Source organism: Streptomyces rhizoryzae (assembly GCF_023155275.1).
GTDB classification, from domain to species: domain Bacteria; phylum Actinomycetota; class Actinomycetes; order Streptomycetales; family Streptomycetaceae; genus Streptomyces; species Streptomyces rhizoryzae.
Genome location: NZ_JALMUV010000020.1, coordinates 62,743 through 81,180, shown reverse-complemented (window position 1 = coordinate 81,180; position 18,438 = coordinate 62,743). Strand labels below are relative to the sequence as shown.

Here is an 18,438-nt window from a genome sequence, read left to right as displayed (position 1 = left end):
TGGCACCTCCAGCCCGCCACCCGCTCCGCGTTGACGACCATGCGGCCCCAGCCCGTGTCACCCCGGCCCAATTGCGCTGCCCGGCCGTTTCCCGGGGCCTTGCTCAGGTGGTTCACCCGCCCCCCAAACACTTTCTCTTCTGGCCTTTTTCGTCATGCCGGTCGTCCGCTCCCTGGTATTCGGCGGTGCGGAACTGACCTGCTTCAGGCTGCCAGAATTCGGAACCCGCGGGTTCAGTGGCGGGAAGCATCAAGCTGCATGGCAGCTTGATGCGCGAGGGAAGTACGGCAATAAATCGCCTATAAGCGGCATTTCCCGCCCTGGGGTGCGGCCGCGGCCCGCTGCCGCCGGCCGCCCGGCGGGGGCAACTGATCACCACCGTACCGGCAGTCGGCCGCGGTCCGTGCCACCCGACCCGCCGGCCGGCCCCCGCGCGCCCAGCGCAAAGGCCCTGGGAGACCCGGTGGTTACCGGGCCTCCCAGGGCCTGGGAGCCGATGACGCGCGCCGTCGGCGGCGCGACCTACGCGGTGTGGACGGTGCCTTCGAAGACCCGCCGGCCGGACTGGACGGCCCACACCTCGGTGGCGCCCCGCGGCGCTCCGTACCGGGCGTCCGCCGCCGGCGCGGCCGCCGGGCGGGTGTGGAACCGGCACGGTGCGTCCGGCGCGGTGTAGCCGGTGAAGACCGCGGTCAGGCCGACCGGGCGCCCGCCGGTGGCCGCCTCCCCGGTGGCCGCGTCGAGCGCAGCCTGCGCGAGCACCATGCCGGGGATGTGGTCGACGGCGGCCCCGCGGAAGGTCAACTGCTCGACGGTGGGCCGCAGTTCGAAGCCCCCGGCGTCCGCTTCGCCCCCCTCGTCCGCCGCCTCCTCGCCGGAGCCGCGGACGAAGCGGTACACCGCCGGGGACAGGAAGGCGAAGTCGACCTCGGCCCGGCCGAACGCCGGCCCGCCGTCCACCGCCTCCCCGCGGAACCGCGCACCGACCAGCTGCCCCCGCCGCAGGTCCGGGTCCGGGCAGGACAGCCGCAGCGCCACCTCCGTCCCGGCCGCGGGCCGGGCGTCCGCTCCGGCCGGTGTGGTGCAGGTGAGCGACCGGAAGACGCAGTGGTGCCCGCGCGGCACACCGTACGCCTCGTGGGCCAGCAGCAGCGCACTCTGCCGGACGGCGTGCACGACGGCCAGCGGCTGGGCGCCGTGCCGGTAGGCGCCCCGGACCTCGAAGTGGTGCTCGCCCAGCCGTTCCCAGCCGTGCAGGGAGAATCCGGCGGCCGGGTCCTGGAGGTCGGCCGGCGCCCGGTGTGCCTGCCGCGTCCGCTGGTTCGGCCGGGTCGGCTGGGAATTGGGGGCGGTCATCGTGCGCTCCGGCGGCGCAGGGCGGGGTCGGTGAGCTCCGGGGGTGTCCAGCCGCCGTCCTCCCTGTTGAGGGTCCGGCCGGGCGGGACGATCTCGTCGATCCGGTCCAGGACGTCCTGGCCGAGCCGGACGTCCGCACCGCGCAGCTGGCTCTCCAGATGCTCCAGGGTGCGCGGGCCGATGATCGCGGAGGTGACGGCCGGGTGCTCGGTCACGAAGGCCAGGGCCAGTTCGATCAGGGTGAGCCCGGCTTCCTCGGCGAGCCGCGCGAGTTGCTCGACGGCGTCCAGCTTGCGCTGATTGGCCTCCAGCGACATGTCGTACCGCTTGCCCCAGCGGCCGGCCCGCCGGGTGGGGGCGACGTCCTGGCCCTTGCGGTAGCGGCCGGTCAGCCAGCCGCCGGCCAGCGGGCTCCAGGTGGCGGTGCCCATGCCGTACTTCTGGCACACCGGCAGGACGTCGGCCTCGATCTCGCGGGCCAGCAGGGAGTAGGGCGGCTGCTCGCTGACGAAGCGCTCGCGGTGGCGGCGCTCGGCGACCCACTGGGCCTCGACGATCTGGTGCGCCGGGAAGGTCGAGCTGCCCAGGTAGCGGATCTTGCCGGCCTGGACGAGGTCGGTGAGCGCGCCGAGGGTCTCGTCGATGTCGGTGTGCGGGTCGGGGCGGTGGATCTGGTAGATGTCGATCCAGTCGGTGCCCAGCCGCCGGAGGCTGTTCTCCACCGCCTGGTGGATCCAGCGGCGGCTGTTACCGCGGGAGTTGGGGTCGACGCCCATCGGGGCGTGGCACTTGGTGGCGAGGACGATCCGGTCCCGCTTGCCGGAGCGGGCCAGGGCCTTGCCGACGATCTCCTCGGACTCGCCGCGCGAGTAGGAGTCGGCGGTGTCGAGGTAGTTGATGCCGGCGGCCATCGCCCGCTCGATGATCCGGATCGAGTCGTCGGCGGTGTTGTCGCCCCACGAACCGAACATCAGGGTGCCCAGGCAGAGCTGGCTGACGCGGATACCGGTGGTGCCGAGATAGCGGTACTTCATGCGGTGGCGACCCCCGGCGCCGGTGTGCCGGCCACGCGCAGGGCGACCTGCTCCGGCCAGTCGTAGAGGAAGTAGTGGCCGCCGGGGAGGTAGTCGACCCCGACGGGTCCGGTGGTGTAGGCGGACCAGCCGGGCAGTTGGTCGGCGTGGGTCATCTCGTCCTCGCTGCCGGCCAGGACGCGGACCGGTGTGGTGACGCGGTGGACGGGCTGCGCGGGGGTGTAGGCGTGCACCATGCGCTGGTCGTTGCGGATGATGTCCAAAAAGCCCTGGGCCATGGCGCGGCTCAGGCCCTTGGGGACGCCGCCGACGGCGGACAGCTCGGCGAAGAGTGCGTCGTCGGGCAGGCCCGCGACCCGCTTGCCCCAGGCGGTCTGGAGGTGCGGAGGGTTGCGGCCGGAGACGATCAGGGTCCGCGGGGTCTGCCTGCCGTGGCGTTCGAGGTGGCAGACCATCTCGTAGGCGAGGAGGGCGCCCATGCAGTGGCCGAGGAGGACGAAGTCGTCGCCGGTGAGCCGGTCCAGCATCATGGCGCTCAACTCGGCGGCTGCGTCGGTGAGTTCGGTGGCGAAGGGTTCGCCGCGGCGGACCCCGCGGCCGGCGGGCTCCAGCGGGACGACCTCGATGTCCTCGGGGAAGCTGCGCTGCCAGGGGCGGAACACGCCGGCCGAGCCGCCGGCGTGGGGCACGCAGAAGAGCTGGGTGCGTGGGGTGTTCGGCACGGTGCCGGTCCTCTCTGGGGTTCCTGGGGTCACTTGTGCTGGGCGGCCGCCGCGAGGGGGACGACCGTGATCCGGCGGGGGCGTTCGCTGCGCATCAGCAGGGGGCGCAGGGCGTCGTGCACCATCGCGTCGGTGACCAGGACCGGTTCCGAGGCGTGGATCTCCAGGTCGACGCAGTTCTCGCCGTCGTCGTCCCGGGCGACCCGGGGGACCGCGCGGGCGACGCCGGGGATGGTCTGGGCGGCCTGGCGGATGGAGTAGAGGGAGACCTTCTCGCCGCGGACCACCACGAAGTCGGAGAGTCGCCCCCGGTAGTAGAGGTAGCCGTCCGCGTCACGGCGGAAGAGGTCGCCGGTGGCGACCCGGCCCGGTGCCAGCAGCGGCTGGCGTGCCGAGGGGCCCACCTTGCGCAGCAGCGCGGTGTCGGTGGTCACGACGAGTTCGCCCACGCCGTCGGGGCCGGTGTCGCGCAGCGCGACGGTGACGTCGTCCAGCGGGCGGCCGACCGAGGCGTGGCGGTGGGCGGGTTCGCGGTGCGCGGCGAGGGTGGCGACCCGGGGGCCGGCTTCGGTCAGCCCGTAGGTGACGTACAGCTCGCCGCCCGGGTTGAGGTCGAGCAGGCCGGCGACGTGCTCGGGGGTGAGCCGGTCGCCGCCGACGGCCAGGGAGCGCAGCGGGGCGGGCAGCGGCGTGCCGAGTTCCAGCAGCTGGCGCGCGATGGTCGGGGTGATGGACGAGGAGGTGACGCGGTGCCGTTCGATGGTGGCCCGGTAGGCGGCCGGGTTGAACGGCGGCCCGGACAGGACCAGGTGGGCGCCGGTGACCAGGGCGGTCATGGCCTGCGCGACGATCGCGTACGAGTAGTACAGCGGCAGGCTGATCAGCAGCCGGTCGTCGGCGCGGACGCCGACCGCGGTGCTGTGCCGGCGGGCGTTGCGCAGCAGCGAGTCCAGCCGGTGCAGGCAGGCGCTGAACATCCCGGAGGTGCCGGAGGTGAGCATCAGCACCTCGCCGGGCCGGTAGGCGCCCTGGGGTCCGCCCATGGGGAGCGGGACGGCCTGTTCGGTGCCGGCCGGGCGGACCCGGTCCGCGCCGTAGCGGGCGGGGTCGATGCGGGCGGCGATCAGGGCCCCGGCCTTGAGGTGCTCGGCGAGGGCGGTGATCCGGGCGGAGGAGGTGGCGGGGGACACGGCCAGCGGGACGCAGCCGCTCAGCAGCGCGGCGAAGTAGTGCCGGAGCAGGTGGGTGCCGTTGGACAGGGCGATGATGACGGGGGTGCCGGGGGCCAGGTCCAGGCGCCGGAGGTCGGCGAGCGCCTCGTCGAAGGCCGGGCCGGGGTCGGCGCCTTCCGGGTGGGTGAGGTCGGTGGTGCGGGACAGCAGGGCGACGATGTCGTCGCGGCTGATCCCCAGGGCCGGGGCCGGGGTTCGGGTCAGCATGGCGGGCGGTCTCCTCGGTCAGCGGCCCGCGGCGGCCGGTGCCGGGACCGGGGCCGCGAGGCGGGAGAGATCGGGCTCCGTGGACGGCTGCGGAGTGCGGGCGGACTCCAGGACGTAGGCGCGGGCGCCGTGCGCGTCCCCGTCGCGGCGGTGGGCGGCGATCAGGACGTGGCGGGCGCTGCCCCGGGCGATCCAGCCCTCCGCCATGGCGAGGGCGGCGGGGAGCGCCGGTGCCGGAGGCATGGCCAGGGCCAGCGTCGGGCCGCGGAAGCCGTGGCGGATGCAGGGCAGTCCGGCGACCGAACCGGGGTTGGCGCCGGCGAACTTCAGCGGGGAGAGCCGTCCCCGGGGCGTGGCCCTGGCGATCGTCCGCATGGTGTCCATGGTGCAGAGGTCGCTGATGGCGATCAGGCCGACGTGGTCGCCGGCGGCGGTCAGGTCGGTGTCGCAGTCCGCGGCGGCGCGGGCCACGGCTTCGGTCATGAGCCAGGCCACCGGGTCGGCGAACAGCGAGGAGCCGTTGCGCGAGTGGCTGTGGGGGTCGGTGGTGAGGACTTCGCCGTAGCCCGTGGTGCGGAGGGGGTGGCGCGGTGCCGTTGCGCGGGGGTCGTCACTCATGGCCGCTCCCGGGGCGTGAGAAGAGGAGTGCGGTGTTGAAGCCGCCGAAGCCGAGGGTCAGGCTGAGGCCCGCGGTGCCGGCGACCGGGCCGGGGCCGCCGGCCGGCAGCGGGAGCGGGAAGTCGGCCATCGGCGTGTCCAGGCCCTGGACGGGCGGGACGAGGCCGTCCTCCAGTGCCTTGATCACGGTGATCGCCTCGATGGTGCCGCAGGCGCCGAGGCTGTGGCCCAGCGCGCCCTTGGTGCCGAAGACGATCGGGCCGCGCTCGCCGGAGTCGAAGAGTTTCCGCAGGCTGGTGGCCTCGACGGCGTCGTTGACCGGGGTGCCGGTGCCGTGCGCGCTGACCACCGCGATGTCGACGGCGGTCAGTCCGCTGCCGGCCAGGGAGCGTTCGACGGCCAGGACGACGCTGGTCCCGCTGGGGTCGGGGGCGGTCATGCCGGCCGCGTCGTTGGCGGAGCCGGCGCCGCGCAGTACGGCCCGTACGGGTGCCGAGCGGCGCCGGGCGTGGTCGGCGGATTCGAGGATCAGGACACCGGCGCCCTCGCCGAGCACCATGCCGTTGTGGCGGGCGTCGAAGCTGCGGAGCGCTTCGTCGGTCATGGTGCCGAGCAGGGAGTGGCCGAGCCGTTTGGCGGGGGTGACGACGTCGGCACCGACGCAGACGCACACCTCGCGGCGGCCGGAGCGGATGAGTTCGGCGCCCATGAGGACGGCGTCGGAGCCGGCGGAGCAGGCGGTGGTGACGCACAGCGGGCGGCCGGGGAACCCGAGGCGGTCCGCGGCCTGGCCGGCCCATGCGGAGAGCGAGGGGACGTCCGGGTCGTCGAGGTTTCCCGCATAACTGGTGCCGAGAATGAGTTCCACGCCGTCGGCGTCGAGAGAAATTCCGGCGTCGGCGAGCGCGGAATTCACTGCGGAAATCGTGATGTCGAGCTGGCGCCGGTGCGGGCTTTCGGTGAGCGGGACATCCGGCACGACGGCCGCAAGTGCGCTGCGGACCGGTATCTCGGAGGGCGTCTCCCGTACTCCGGATTCACCTTTGAGCAGAGCGTGCCAGACTTCGGGCACGGAGTTGCCCAGCGGGGTGACCCAGCCCATTCCGGTGACGACGCAATGGCCCCGTGGAGCCGATTCGATGAAGTTGTCCATTCCCCGTTTTCCCCCTGGAGTGGAGCGCCGCGGGCGCGGGCGGTGCCCGGCGGCACACGGCAGCCGGTCACCGCCCGCGCATCGGCGCGCGGTGTGGCGGTGCGGTCAGACGGCGGCTGCCGCGACCTGCTGCCGGCGCTCGACGAGCGCGGTCAGGGACGCGATGGTGGCGAAGTGCTCGGGGGTGAAGTCCTCGTCCGAGATGGTGATGTCGAACGCCTCCTCCGCCTGCACCCGGAGCTCGACGAAGCCCAGCGAGTCCACCCCCAGCACGTCCCGCAGGCTGTCGTGCTCGCCCATCTGGTCGGTGGGGACCTCGACGTAGACATGCGAGACGAGAATGTTCTTGATGGTTTCGGCGATAGCCATGAGAAACCCTTTCCGGTTCCCCCGAAACGGAAATTCGGGAAGTGGAATGACGATGGAAGAATGCGCACGTAAAAAGTGCGCCGGTAACACCGATTCGCTTGTTCGGGATTCCCCGAAGGCATTTCCAAGCTAGATTCAACGAAGCCCGGACGTCAATTGCCTGCGACGTGGGGAAGATCTCACCGCGGCAGGTGCGGACGGGTCGGCGCATCAACGGAACGACAAAAACATTCCGCGGGGAATTCCGAGGAGTTTCCGTTGTGTTACCGGTCGGCGAACGCCGTGGGGCGGAAGGGGAGAAGGCAGGTGACAGCCGGGCACCGGCGCCGCGGACACGGCGGAAGGCACCGGCCGGCGGCGGCCGCCACCGGTGGAACGACGGTGTTCACCGGAGGCGGCCGACGGTCAGGTGCCTGTAAAACCTTCAAAAAGGGTCATTTATCGGGCAGTTCGGCGCCGCGGGCCGCACGCTTGGCGGCGGCGGACGGCGCCGGCCGCTGCGACAGTGCCGCGCCGGCCAGGATGACGAGCGCTCCCACCGGCTGGTGCCACTTCAGCACCTCGCCGAGGACCGCCGCCCCGGCGGCGGTGGAGACGACGGGCACGAGGTAGGTGACCATGGACGCCACCGTGGCGCCCGCGTCGCGGACCAGCCCGTACTGGATGAGGAAGGCCACACCGGTCCCCAGCGCGCCGAGCACGATCAGGGACAGCGTCGGGACCAGCGGGAAGTGCGTGGGGGCCGACGTCAGGAAGGGCGTGACGACGGCGAGTTCGACGGCTCCGGCGGTGACCTGGGCGGCGGAGAGCGCCACGCTGGAGTGGCCGGAGTCGGTCAGGAAGCGGCGGACGTAGACCCAGCCGGCGCCCATGCTCAGCGCGGCGCCCAGGGCCATCCCGGCTCCCACGGGGTCGCCGACGTTCGCGCCGTTCCAGATCCCGAACACCACCAGGACGCCGAGGAATCCCAGGGCCATACCGGCCAGCCGGTTCCGGTTCGGCCGCTCTCCGGGCAGTGCGCTGACCGCGACGAGCAGGGTGAACAGCGGGGTGGTGGCGTTGCAGATGCCCGCCAGCGCGGAGGTGATGCGCTCCTCGGAGTAGGCGAAGAGCGTGAACGGCAGCGCGTTGAGCAGGAACGCGGCCACCGCCAGGTGCAGCCACAACCGCGGGTCCCTGGGCAGCGCCTCGCGCTTGACCGCGAGCACCGCGAGCAGCGTGAGCGCGCCGAAGACGACCCGCCCCAGGGCCACCTGGAGCGGTGCGTACGCCGCGCCGCTGACCTTGACGAAGAGGAAGCTCAGCCCCCACACCAGCGCCAGCAGCGCGAAGCGTATCCGCCAGTCGAGGCGGGGGGCGGGTGCCGGAGGGGGTGCGTCGCTGGAGCGCGCCGCGGGGACGGGGGGCGGTGGAGCCACGGCTCCGCCCGCCTCGGTCGCAGGGAGGGACGAGTCCATGGCCGAAACTCTGATGTTCGCTACATCAAAGGACAAGCGAGAAAAACTGAGAGCTGACTGTAGGGTTGCTTCAACATGCTCAATCTCGAACGTCTCCGCATCCTGAAGGCCATCGCGACCTACGGCTCCGTCAGCGGCACCGCCGAGGTCCTGCACGTCACCACCTCGGCCGTCTCCCAGCAGATCCGCAAGCTGGAGCAGGAGACCGGGCACCAGCTGGTCAAGCGCAGCGGCCGGGGCGTGGAACTGACCTTCATCGCCCAGCTGCTGGCCGTCCGGGCGGGACAGATCCTGGCCCTGGTGGACGAGACCGAGGCCGAGCTCCAGGCGTACCGCAGCGCCCCGCTGGGCGAACTCACCCTCGGCGCCTTCCCCACCGCCGCCCGCGGCCTGGTGCCGCACGCCCTGCGGCTGCTCGCCGAGCGTGCCCCGGAGCTCCAGCTGCACATCCGCGAGATGGACTTCGACTCCCCGATGATCCAGGTGGAGCGCGGGGACCTGGACGTCGGTCTGGTGCAGGACTGGGACCACGTCCCGATCGACTGGCCGGCCACCGTCCGCAAGAAGCTGCTGATGACGGACATGGCGCAGGTGGCCCTCCCGCACGACCACCGGCTCGCCGGCCGGCCGACGGTGCGGATCGGTGAGCTGGTCGACGAGCGGTGGATCAGCCGGGTGCGCCGCTCGACGTGCCACGAGTGGCTGCTGTTCACCATGCGGGAGCAGGGCACCGAACCGCGCATCGTGCACACCGTCAACGAACACCCCACCCAACTCGCCCTGGTCTCGGCGGGCGTGGGGCTGGCCATGGTGCCCACCCTGGGCCTCGGCACGCTCCCGGACGGCGTCCGGGTCGTTCCCGTCGAGCCCCGGCTGACCCGCCGGGTCTACGCGGTGTGGCGGGCCGAGGGCTCGGTGCGCCCTTCCGTCCGGGCCGCGGTCAACGCGCTGGCCGCGGTCGGCGACCAGCTCTCCACCGGGCCGTCCGCGCCCGCCGCCTGAGCCTCCGCCAGGGGCCTTGCGCGGTCTCCCCGTCCCCCCTCCCCTCCCCGCTGCGCCGCCGCCGCCGGCACCGTACCCGCGCGCTTCCGCCGGCCCCCGTGCAGCAACCTGCCAGGCAGCTTCCTGCACAGCTCCGCCGCCCCGCACCCCCGCCCCCTCTGGCACGCTGAGCGGGACGGGCGTCACCTCCCCCGCTCCTCGTCCGCCGACGTGTCACCTCCCGGGCGCGGCCGGGTGTGCGCCACCCGTATCCTGCCGTCGCGGTAGCGGAGGACCGGGGCACGGCTGCGCGGGTCGAGGAAGCGCCGGGCGCCCCACGGCTTCGCGTCGAGGTCGAGGAGGACGAACGCGGCGGGCTGCCGGCCCATTCCCGCCGGGCGACGCGTTCGGTCAGCACGCGGTGCGCCGGTGTGCCCTCCCCGTACTCCCGGGCCAGGCGCCGCAGGGCCGGGGCGCCGGAGGCGGACACCTGGTGCGGACCGGACCGCATCCGCGGGTCGGGGCGACGCACCAGCGCGTCCGTGCCGCGGTTCGGGCGGAGCGCGACCCGCCGCAGGACGGCGGCGGCGCCGGCCACGACGAGCAGGCCGAAGCCGGTCAGCAGCCACTCCCCCACCGAGGCCGGCACCGCGCTCCGCACCCGCCTGCGCGCCGCCGGGCGCGGACCGGGCACCATGCCCCTGACCGCCCTCACCGCCCACCAACGGGAGCACCGATGCCCACGCACCCGCCCGCCGTCCGCCCCGCCACCCGCGCGGATCTGCCCCGGATCGTCCGTACGCTGGGGCGCGCCTTCGCCGACTACTCCCTGACCCGCCACACCCTCGCGGCCGATGACCACCCGGCGCGACTGGCGCGGTTCCACGAGCTGTTCGTCTCCCGGATCGGCCTGGACCACGGCCGGGTGTGGGTGGCCGACGACGGGACGGCGGTGGCCGTGTGGACCACCCCGGAGACCGCCGCGGCGGAGGCGTTCGCCGAGCTCGGGCCGCGGCTCGCCGAGATCTGCGGCGACCGGGCCGGGGCGTCGGCCGAGGCGGAGGCCGCGATGCGGCCGCACCGGCCCACCGGACCGGTGTGGTTCCTCGGCGCGCTGGGGATCGATCCCGCGCGGCAGGGGCGGGGCCTGGGGGCGGCGGTGCTCCGCCCCGGGCTCCGGGCCGCGGACGGTGCGGGGGTGCCGGCGTTCCTGGAGACCTCCGACGAGGGCAATGTGCGCTTCTACCGGCGCCTGGGCTTCGAGGTCACCGCCGCGTACCCGCTGCCCGGCGGCGGCCCGTACACCTGGGCGATGACGCGCCGGCCCGGTGCGACGGGGGCCTGAACCGGCCGCGCGGGGCGCCCCGGAGCCGTCCGGGCCGGGCCGCGCACCGGGCCCGTCACCGGCGCGTACCGGTCCGGCGGCCCCGTGCGCCGCGCTCGGTGTAGCGGCGCAGGACGTCGCCGGTGTGCTGGAGCTCCTCCATCAGCCGCGCGGACTCGACGACCAGCACGCCGTAGGGGAGGGCCGGGTCGGCCAGCGGCAGCCCGGACGCCTCGGCCTCGGCGGACACCCGGCGGCAGCACTCCCACGCCTCGTCGGTCAACTCGCCCACCTCGCGGGCCTGTTGGGACAGCCGGTCCTCGTCGAGGCCGGCCAGGACCTGGGTGATGCGGCCGACCGAGGCCAGGAAGTCCGCGTAGGAGTGGAGGAAGGGGGACGGCAGCGAGGCTTCCCGGTCGGTCTCCCACCGGCCCAGGCTCCGGATGAGCGAGGTCATCTGGTGCAGCGCCCGCTCCAGCGCCTCCAGCACCGCGCGGTAGCCCTCGAAACCGGTGCCGCCGCGCACGCGGTGCCGGCGGAACAGCCGGCGGGGGTTGTAGTACAAGCTCTCGCGCGCTGTGGACAGTCCGGACCTGGCCTGCGAGATCAGCGTTTCGCTGCGCTCCGCCCGGGCCCGCCAGTGCCGGATCCGTTCCGCGTCCAACTCGCCTTCCCGCAGGGCGGGATGGAGGTCGCCGATCAGGTCGCAGAGCCCGTGGGCGAGGGTGCGGATGCCGTGCTCCGCGCGGCGGTAGTGCAGCGGCGGCACCACCAGGAGGTTGATCAGCACGCCGACGCCGCACCCGACGAGGACCAGCAGGATGATCTGTCCCAGCTGGGTGGCCTTGCCGGCGGCCGAGGTGGCCTGGACGTAGGTGGAGAAGGCGAAGAACGCCGCGGTGGCGACCTGCGAGCCCTGCGGGACCAGAGCCGGCCACCGTCCGATGACCAGGGCGACCAGCGCCACCAGCGCGAAGGTGAGCAGGTCGGGGCCCACCAGGAAGCCGAGCGCGGCCTGCACGGCCACCCCGGCCGCCACCGCCGCCACGTAGCGCAGGGAGTCCAGCAGCGAGCGGTAGACGGTCACCTGCATGGTCAGGACGGCGGAGAACGGGGCGAAGGCCGGGGACCGGGCCGCGAAGACGTCGTAGGCGAGGAACCACGCGACGGTCGCGGCCAGGGTGCTCTTGCCGAGGACGAGCAGGGTGTGCCGCTCGTGCCCGGGGCCCCTGGCCCGCTGGAACCACTGCCGCGCCCGCCGGACCCGTCCCTGCCGGGCCGCCGGCTCCTGCCCCGCCGTGTTCTCGCCGTGGCTCATGCCCGCTCCGTTCCGCCGTGTCCCGGTGCCCGCCCGGAGCGCCCGTCGGCACCGTCATCCCGATCGAGCAGTTCCCCGCGTCCGCTGCGCCGGACCCGCGCGCCGCGATCCGGCACCCGTACGGCACGCGCACACCGGCCGCCCGGAGCCGGGACCGCCGGGTCGCGGCGCCGGGCGGCGGCCGGGACGGGCGTGGGCCGTCACCCACAGCAGGGTGACGGCCCACGCCCACGAAAGGCACAGGTCACCATCGGTACCAGCGGCGGCGCCCGGCGCCGTCGGCCGCCCGGAAGACGAATCCGAGCAGCCAGACCACCAGGACGGCCAGTGCGACCCACCACAGGACCTTCAAGGCGAATCCGGCGCCGAAGAGAATCAGCGCCAGCAGCAGGACGAGCAGCAGGGGACCCATAGTCGTATACCTCCACACCAATGGTTGCCCGTATCGCACCCTCACGTTTCCGGCCGGACCGGGGCGGGACATCTCCGCGCAGTGCCCGGATCGGCTTCCGCCCGGGTCCGGTGCGGTGAGGGCCCCGGCCGGGACGGGGGTGCCCGGCCGGGGTCACCGTCCATGTGCCCCGTGGAACGCCGGGCACGCCGGGAAATTCACCGGCGGCCCCGGCGGCCCCGCAACGGTGCAGGCAGGACCGTACGAAAACGTCCGGATCGGCCGCCCCGCAGCGGCGTTCAGCACGCCTTCGATTCCACCGGCGGGAAAAGCGAGGAATAGCGCCGGATCACCGGGGCAGGCGATGCACCGTCACCGATTGCACGCACGACAACCGTCCGGAACGCACGGGCGCCCGGCGATCGCGGTCGCCGTACCGGCGGCGGCCGATTCCGCCGGGGAACGCTCCCGCGGTCGAGCGGAATCGGGACGGAATAGCGAACGGGAAAGGGATATGGCTGAATTCCTCACGGACATCGAGACGATCCGGGCACGGGCGCGCCAGGAGATCGACAAGGGCCCGGTGACCGATGCCTACGGCGCGGACCTGGAGCGCGTGCTCCAGGTACTCAACGAGGCCCTGGCCACCGAGATCGTCTGCACGCTCCGGTACAAGCGGCACTACTACACGGCCTCCGGCCTCCTCTCGGAGCCGGCGGCGGCCGAATTCCTGGAGCACGCGGCGGAGGAGCAGGAGCACGCGGACAAGCTGGCCCGCCGCATCGTCCAGCTCGGCGGCGAGCCCGACTTCGATCCGGACACCCTGACGAAGCGTGCGCACGCCGGCTACGACGCCAGCGCCGACCTGGTCGCGATGATCAAGGAGGACCTGGTCGCCGAGCGGGTGGCGATCGCCGCGTACACGGAGATCGCCCAGTGGCTGGGCGACGGCGACCCGACCACCCGCCGGGTGTTCGAGGAACTCCTCGCGCAGGAGGAGGAGCACGCGGACGACCTGCGCGGTCTGCTGGAGCGGCTCCCCCGGCAGCTCCAGGAAGAGTCGGCCGCCCGGGCCTGACCCGTTCCTCCGCCCCCTCGGGGGGAGCGGAGGAGCGCAGCGCACTGACGATCCACGGCGAGGGAGCCCCTACCTGATGAATGCCGAACTGCTGAGCGTCGAGGTCACCGTCATCGACGAGCGGACCGCCGTGGTGGCGGTGTGCGGGGAGCTGGACGCGGAGACCGCCACCGCCCTGCACCACCACCTCGCCAACCAGCTCACGCACGGCCGGCGCCACCTCGTGCTCGACCTGCGGGACGTCCCGTTCATGGATTCCTCGGGGCTGAACATCATCATCCGGGCGTACAACGACACCCGGCGGGTGGGCGGCAGCGTGCAGTTGGCCGCCGCGTCGCCGGTGGTGCGCCGGCTGCTGGACCTGACGGGCATCAGCGTCACCGCCCCGGTCCGGGACACCCCCGAAGAGGCTCTGTTCGCCCTGGCCGCCGAATCCCTCCCGGCCCACCCATCTCCCGGCGCAACACCTCCGGCTGACGAATCCTCGTCATAACCCTCGACAGATCTCCGGACCGACAAGCCGGTTCACGTATTCCGAACACCGAGGAAAGGAAAGCGACATGTCCGCGGAAGAAAAGCGCAAGGCCATGACCGAACAGCTCACCGGCAAGGCGAAGAAGGAAGCCGGCCGGACGGTCGGCAACGAGAGCGCCGCCGCGGAAGGCGCCGCCAAGGAATCCAAGGGCGCGCTCCGCTCCGCGAAGGAAAAGCTCAAGGACGCCTTCAAGAACTGACGGCAGGTCTCCGAAGGTGGGCCACGGCGTGCGGCGCCGTGGCCCACCTTCGCCGTGCCGGGGGGGTGGCCCACCTTCGCCGTGCCGGGGTGGCACTGGTACCACCCTGAGGACGGCAGATGGCTGCCTTGTCGGCCGGTACCGGCCGGTGAAGGATCGACGGGACCGAGATCGCCGCCGGCTGTCCCGCCGGCATTCCTCAGGGGGACCCTGCCCATGCCGATACCCGTGCCCGGGAAGGCCGCCCGCCGGGCGGCAGCCGCCGCTTTTGTTCTCCTCGCCGCCGCGGCCCTCCCGCTCGCCGGGGCGGACCCCGCCTCCGCCGCGAACACCGCCCGTCCGGGCGCCCCCGGCGTCCCGGCCCGCTACCTCACCCAGCACCTCGCCTGGCAGCCCTGCGCCGCCGGCGCGCTGGAGTGCGCGGCGATGGCCGTGCCGCGGGACTGGCACCACCCGGACCGCGGTCCCGCGCTGACCGTCGAGGTCTCCCGCCACCGGGCGACCGATCCCGCCGCGCGGCGCGGGGTGCTGATGATGGCCGCCGGCGGCCCCGGCGCCTCGGGTCTCAAGCGGCCCGCCGGCCTGGCCACCTACGCTCCCGCTCTCGCCGCGGCGTACGACATCGTCAGCTTCGACCAGCGGGGCGTCGGCAGCAGCACCAAGGTCACCTGCGCCGACCAGCCGGCCGTCGACGCCTACTTCTCCGGCGACAAGCGCGACCGCTCCCCCGAGGCGATCCGCACCACCTTCGCCCGGGCCCGCGCCTTCGTCCGCGAGTGCGAGCGCCGCTCCGGCGACCTGCTGCCGTACCTCACCACCGATCAGGCCGTCCACGACATGGACCTCTACCGGTCCCTCCTCGGCGCCGACACGCTCTCCTACTACGGCCCGTCCTACGCCACGTACCTCGGCGCCGCCTACGCCACCGAGTTCCCGCACCGGGTGGCCCGCATGGTGCTGGACAGCAACATCGACTACACCGGCACCTGGCAGTCGTTCATGGAGGGCCAGCCGTTCAGCTTCCAGCGCCGTTTCGAGGAGGACTTCCTCCCCTGGCTGGCGCGGCACGACGACGTCTACCACCAGGGCCGCACGCCCTCCCGGGCCAAGGCGTCCTACGAGCGCCTGCGCGCCGCGCTGCGCGATGCCCCGCTCGTCCTCGACGGCACGGCCCTGACCCCCGACCAGCTGGACACCCTCACCAGCAACGCCCTGTACCAGGCCGACCCGGGTTTTCCGCGCCTCGCCGCCGCCCTGACCGTCCTGGAGCACCCCGACACCGCCCCGCCCGCCGCCAAGCAGCAGCTCGCCAAGGCCATGGCGCACCCCATGGACGCGGCCTTCGTGGCGGACTTCTTCTCCGTCGTCTGCAACGACACTCCGTGGAACCGCAGCGCCGACTACTGGATCGCGCGCAGTGCCCGCGACACGCGCGAACACCCGCTGGTGGGCGCCCGTTCGCTGGCCTACTCCGCGGTCTGCGCCGCCTGGCCGCGCTCCGCCGCCCCGCGCATCGAGGTCACCGGCCGCGGCCTGCCGCCCCTGCTCCTGGTGAACTCCACCCACGACCCGGCCACGTACTACGAGGGCGCCCTGCGCGACCACCGGGCGCTGCCCGGCTCCCGGCTGATCACGGTCGCCGGGGGCGGCGACCACGGCCAGTTCCAGAATCGCAACGCCTGTGTCGACGGCTTCGTCGAGGACTACCTCCTCGACGAAGCCGTCCCGCCCGCCGACACCACCTGCGCCGCCAACCCCCTCCCGGCCCCGGCCGCCCCCGCGTCACCCGGGCCGCGGTGACCGCCCGGCGGCCCGGCCGGACGGCTCCCGGCCAACCGGCCGCGCGCGCTACTCCGGGCGCCCGCCGAACTGCCAGTCGTGCACCTCGATGCCGGCGTAGCGGTCCGGGGTCAGGACGGCGCGGGCGGTGGCCGGGTCCGCCGCCCGGACCAGGGCGGCCGTGCCCAGCCAGGCGGACCCGTCATCGGACAGCAGCGGCCCGTAGGCGATCAGTTCGTCCCGGTCGGCCGGCACCGCCAGGTCGGCGGCCGCTCCCTCGCCCAGGCCGAGCACCAGATACCGGTTGCCGCCGGTCCGGCCGCCGGGGAAGTCCCACATGGTGCGCCCCAGGGAGTTGCGCCACCGCCGCAGCAGCACGTCCCGGTAGGCGCCCGCCTGGTAGCTGGGCTCCTCGAAGGCGAACGCGCGCGCCGCGGCGGGATCGGGCAGGTCGAGGAGGTGCAGGCTGCCGGTGAGGACGTCGCCGCCGTCCGCGAAGGTCGGCCCCCGGGCGATCATCTCCTGCGCGTAACGGTCCATGTAGGACCGGTGGGCTTCGAGCAGCGCGTGCCGCAGCGGCATCGAGCCGGGCCGGTCGCGGTGGTAGCAGAGGAACTCCATACCCGCAGGATCTCCCGCCGCGCGGCCCCCGGTCGAGCGGGTTTCGCCGCGCGGGGCGGGTGCGGCGGTCAGCCGGGGCGGCGGGCGGCGAAGCCGCGCAGCAGGCCGTGCAGGGCGTCGTCGAGCGCGGCGGGCGGCCCGGATTGCGGGTCGGCGCCGGTCAGATGACGGAAGACCAGGCCGTCCAGGAAGGCGATGAACACCTGGGCCTGGCCGGCCGGTTCGGTGGCGCCGGCGGCGGCGAGGGCCTGCTCCGCCAGGCGGTGGTAGTGGGCGCGGGCCCGGTCCAGGGCGGTGCGGAGTTCGGGGCGGCGGCCGGCCTCCAGCATGAGTTCGTAGCGGGCCCGCATCCGGTCGCCGGCCGAGGTCGTCCAGTACCGGACGAGGTCGGCGGCGGCCGCGGCCAGCTCCGCCGGGCCCCCGCCGTGCCCCAGGAGCGCGGGGTGCCCGGCCAGGTCGGCGGTGTCCACCTCGACCAGGCGCTCGACCGCCGCCTGGAGCAGGGCCTGCCGGGTGCGGAAGTAGTACGAGCAGGACCCCTGCGGCAGGTCCGCGGCCCGGTCCACCGCGCGATGGGTCAGACCGCGCATCCCCTCCCGCGCCAGCGTCGCGATCGCGGCGTCCGCCACCTGCCGCCGCCGTGCCGTACTGTCCGTCATCTCCCGCTCCCAGCCTGTCCGTTGCCCCGCACCGCTGCCCGCTCCGGGGCCGTTCCACCCCACCACCTCTACAAGTGTAGAGTACCGCCCGTCACGCACCCCTCTACAGCCGTAGAGGGTCGCTTACGGGAGGAGTGCCGATGAACGACGAGACGCCGGACCGGGGTTCGGGCGGGCGCACCGCGATCGTGGCCGGTGGCGGTATCGGCGGGCTGGCGGCCGCCCTGGCCCTGGCCGGGCGCGGCTGGCGGGTGCGGGTGCTGGAGCGGGCCGCACGGTTCGGGGAGGTCGGGGCCGGCCTGTCGCTGTGGCCCAACGGCGTGCGCGCCCTGGAGGCGCTGGGCGTGGGGGCGGCGGTGCGCGCGCAGGCACTGGCCGAGGCCGAGGCCGGTTTCCGCGACGTCTCAGGGCGCTGGCTGTCGCGCACCGACACCGCCGAACTGGCGCGCCGGTACGGCCCGGTGGCGCTGATCCACCGCGCGGACCTGCTGGACATCCTGCGCCGCGCCCTGCCCGCGGACGCGCTGTGCACCGGGAGCGCGGTGACGGCCGTGGAGACCGGCGGGGCGCGGGTGCGCGTCGGGCACGGCAGCGGCGTCCTGGAGGCCGACCTGCTGGTGGGCGCGGACGGCATCCACAGCAGCGTGCGCCGGGCGCTCTGGCCGCAGGCTCCCGAACCCCGCTACGCCGGGTACACCGCCTGGCGGCTGGTGGCCCGCTACGGCCCGCTCACGGCCGGCGGCGAGACCTGGGGCCGCGGCGAACGCATCGGCATCGCCCCGCTCCCGGACGGCCGCACCTACCTGTTCGGGGTGGCGAACGCACCCGCCGGGCAGCGCGGCCCGGACGGTGAACTCGCCGAGCTGCGGCGGCGGTTCGGGCACTGGCACGACCCGATCCCGGCTCTGCTGGCGGCCGCCACCGAAGAGGCGGTGCTGCGCCACGACGTCTACGAACTGCCGCCGCTGCCGTCGTACGCCACCGGCCGGGTCGCACTGCTCGGCGACGCCGCGCACGCCATGACCCCCGACCTGGGGCAGGGCGCCAACCAGGCACTGGAGGACGCCGTCACGCTGGCCACGCTGCTGGACCCCCGGACCCGCGCTTCGGTACCCGAGGCGCTGGCCGCGTACGACCGGGTGCGCCGCCCGCGGACGCAGCTGATCGCCCGGCGGTCCCGCCGCATCGGCGCCGTCGCGCAGTGTGCCTGGGAACCGGGGCGGGCGGTGCGGGACCGCGTCCTGCGCCTGATCCCGGCCAGGCACCTGCTGGGCTCCCTCGCCCCGGTCCTCGACTGGCGGCCGCCCGCCCCGCCCCCGGACCGCCCCGGCGAGGCGACGCGCTGAACCAGGCACCCAGGCACCCACCGAACAGCACCCAGGCATCCAGGCGCCCCGAGCTTCCA

20 protein-coding genes are annotated in these 18,438 nt (G+C 74.0%); 7 read left to right on the top strand and 13 right to left on the bottom strand.

Features of this window, described 5'->3' with window-relative positions; all coding sequences use genetic code 11:
* Window positions 1-522: 522 nt before the first annotated feature.
* From MUU72_RS17945 to MUU72_RS17910, 8 genes are all read right to left on the bottom strand, one after another.
* Window positions 523-1,356 (bottom strand): AfsA-related hotdog domain-containing protein, encoded by an 834-nt coding sequence (locus MUU72_RS17945; protein ID WP_248014301.1) that lies wholly within the window; start codon window positions 1,354-1,356, stop codon window positions 523-525.
* Window positions 1,353-2,390, bottom strand: coding sequence for an aldo/keto reductase (locus tag MUU72_RS17940; RefSeq protein WP_248014300.1), 1,038 nt, complete (start codon window positions 2,388-2,390; stop codon window positions 1,353-1,355). Before MUU72_RS17940 ends, MUU72_RS17945 begins: the two co-directional genes overlap by 4 nt.
* The gene (locus tag MUU72_RS17935; RefSeq protein WP_248014299.1) at window positions 2,387-3,112 is read right to left on the bottom strand and encodes a thioesterase II family protein; all 726 of its coding nucleotides are present in this window, start codon (window positions 3,110-3,112) and stop codon (window positions 2,387-2,389) included. The genes MUU72_RS17940 and MUU72_RS17935 overlap by 4 nt, the downstream gene beginning before the upstream one ends.
* A gap of 29 nt (window positions 3,113-3,141) precedes the next feature.
* Window positions 3,142-4,551: an adenylate-forming 2-oxoglutaryl-ACP ligase AmcH gene (amcH, locus tag MUU72_RS17930; RefSeq protein WP_248014298.1), complete on the bottom strand. Its 1,410-nt coding sequence runs from the start codon at window positions 4,549-4,551 to the stop codon at window positions 3,142-3,144.
* A gap of 18 nt (window positions 4,552-4,569) precedes the next feature.
* Window positions 4,570-5,169, bottom strand: coding sequence for a cispentacin moiety biosynthesis protein AmcG (amcG, locus tag MUU72_RS17925; RefSeq protein WP_248014297.1), 600 nt, complete (start codon window positions 5,167-5,169; stop codon window positions 4,570-4,572).
* Window positions 5,162-6,322, bottom strand: a complete 1,161-nt coding sequence (amcF, locus tag MUU72_RS17920) for a cispentacin biosynthesis acyltransferase subunit AmcF (RefSeq protein WP_248014296.1) — start codon at window positions 6,320-6,322, stop codon at window positions 5,162-5,164. Before amcF ends, amcG begins: the two co-directional genes overlap by 8 nt.
* A gap of 105 nt (window positions 6,323-6,427) precedes the next feature.
* Window positions 6,428-6,691 carry a cispentacin biosynthesis acyl carrier protein AmcB gene (gene amcB / locus MUU72_RS17915; protein ID WP_248014295.1) on the bottom strand — a complete coding sequence of 88 codons (264 nt, stop codon included), beginning with the start codon at window positions 6,689-6,691 and terminating at the stop codon, window positions 6,428-6,430.
* Window positions 6,692-7,125: 434 nt separating this feature from the next.
* Window positions 7,126-8,109 carry a DMT family transporter gene (locus MUU72_RS17910; RefSeq protein ID WP_248014294.1) on the bottom strand — a complete coding sequence of 328 codons (984 nt, stop codon included), beginning with the start codon at window positions 8,107-8,109 and terminating at the stop codon, window positions 7,126-7,128.
* Window positions 8,110-8,223: 114 nt separating this feature from the next.
* Between MUU72_RS17910 and MUU72_RS17905 the strand changes: the two genes are divergently transcribed.
* Window positions 8,224-9,150: a LysR family transcriptional regulator gene (locus MUU72_RS17905; protein ID WP_248014293.1), complete on the top strand. Its 927-nt coding sequence runs from the start codon at window positions 8,224-8,226 to the stop codon at window positions 9,148-9,150.
* Between the two features lie 182 nt (window positions 9,151-9,332).
* On the opposite strand, the gene MUU72_RS17900 is transcribed toward MUU72_RS17905, so the two are convergent.
* A complete protein-coding gene (locus MUU72_RS17900) occupies window positions 9,333-9,518 on the bottom strand; it encodes a hypothetical protein (RefSeq protein WP_248014292.1) in 186 nt (61 codons plus the stop codon).
* Between the two features lie 347 nt (window positions 9,519-9,865).
* Between MUU72_RS17900 and MUU72_RS17895 the strand changes: the two genes are divergently transcribed.
* On the top strand, window positions 9,866-10,474 hold the full coding sequence (locus tag MUU72_RS17895; protein WP_248014291.1) for a GNAT family N-acetyltransferase: 609 nt from the start codon (window positions 9,866-9,868) through the stop codon (window positions 10,472-10,474).
* A 55-nt stretch (window positions 10,475-10,529) separates the two neighbouring features.
* Here MUU72_RS17895 and MUU72_RS17890 read toward each other — a convergent pair whose 3' ends face one another.
* Both MUU72_RS17890 and MUU72_RS17885 read right to left on the bottom strand, forming a co-directional pair.
* Window positions 10,530-11,771, bottom strand: a complete 1,242-nt coding sequence (locus tag MUU72_RS17890) for an FUSC family protein (protein WP_248014290.1) — start codon at window positions 11,769-11,771, stop codon at window positions 10,530-10,532.
* A gap of 244 nt (window positions 11,772-12,015) precedes the next feature.
* Window positions 12,016-12,183, bottom strand: a complete 168-nt coding sequence (locus tag MUU72_RS17885) for a hydrophobic protein (protein WP_248014289.1) — start codon at window positions 12,181-12,183, stop codon at window positions 12,016-12,018.
* Between the two features lie 493 nt (window positions 12,184-12,676).
* Here MUU72_RS17885 and MUU72_RS17880 point away from each other — a divergent pair, with 493 nt between their 5' ends.
* The 4 genes from MUU72_RS17880 to MUU72_RS17865 all read left to right on the top strand — a co-directional run bounded on the left by MUU72_RS17880 (window position 12,677) and on the right by MUU72_RS17865 (window position 15,774).
* Window positions 12,677-13,240, top strand: coding sequence for a ferritin-like domain-containing protein (locus tag MUU72_RS17880; protein ID WP_248014288.1), 564 nt, complete (start codon window positions 12,677-12,679; stop codon window positions 13,238-13,240).
* Window positions 13,241-13,316: 76 nt separating this feature from the next.
* Window positions 13,317-13,733, top strand: coding sequence for an STAS domain-containing protein (locus MUU72_RS17875; protein WP_248014287.1), 417 nt, complete (start codon window positions 13,317-13,319; stop codon window positions 13,731-13,733).
* Window positions 13,734-13,800: 67 nt separating this feature from the next.
* Entirely contained in the window at window positions 13,801-13,974 is a 174-nt protein-coding gene (locus MUU72_RS17870) for a CsbD family protein (RefSeq protein WP_248014286.1), read from the top strand.
* A gap of 216 nt (window positions 13,975-14,190) precedes the next feature.
* Entirely contained in the window at window positions 14,191-15,774 is a 1,584-nt protein-coding gene (locus MUU72_RS17865; RefSeq protein ID WP_248014285.1) for an alpha/beta hydrolase, read from the top strand.
* 48 nt (window positions 15,775-15,822) lie between these two features.
* Here MUU72_RS17865 and MUU72_RS17860 read toward each other — a convergent pair whose 3' ends face one another.
* Together MUU72_RS17860 and MUU72_RS17855 are read right to left on the bottom strand one after the other, a co-directional pair.
* The gene (locus tag MUU72_RS17860; protein WP_248014284.1) at window positions 15,823-16,374 is read right to left on the bottom strand and encodes a YciI family protein; all 552 of its coding nucleotides are present in this window, start codon (window positions 16,372-16,374) and stop codon (window positions 15,823-15,825) included.
* Window positions 16,375-16,442: 68 nt separating this feature from the next.
* On the bottom strand, window positions 16,443-17,033 hold the full coding sequence (locus tag MUU72_RS17855) for a TetR/AcrR family transcriptional regulator (RefSeq protein WP_248014283.1): 591 nt from the start codon (window positions 17,031-17,033) through the stop codon (window positions 16,443-16,445).
* A gap of 140 nt (window positions 17,034-17,173) precedes the next feature.
* Between MUU72_RS17855 and MUU72_RS17850 the strand changes: the two genes are divergently transcribed.
* Window positions 17,174-18,379 carry an FAD-dependent monooxygenase gene (locus tag MUU72_RS17850; RefSeq protein WP_248014282.1) on the top strand — a complete coding sequence of 402 codons (1,206 nt, stop codon included), beginning with the start codon at window positions 17,174-17,176 and terminating at the stop codon, window positions 18,377-18,379.
* The last annotated feature ends 59 nt before the right edge of the window (window positions 18,380-18,438 follow it).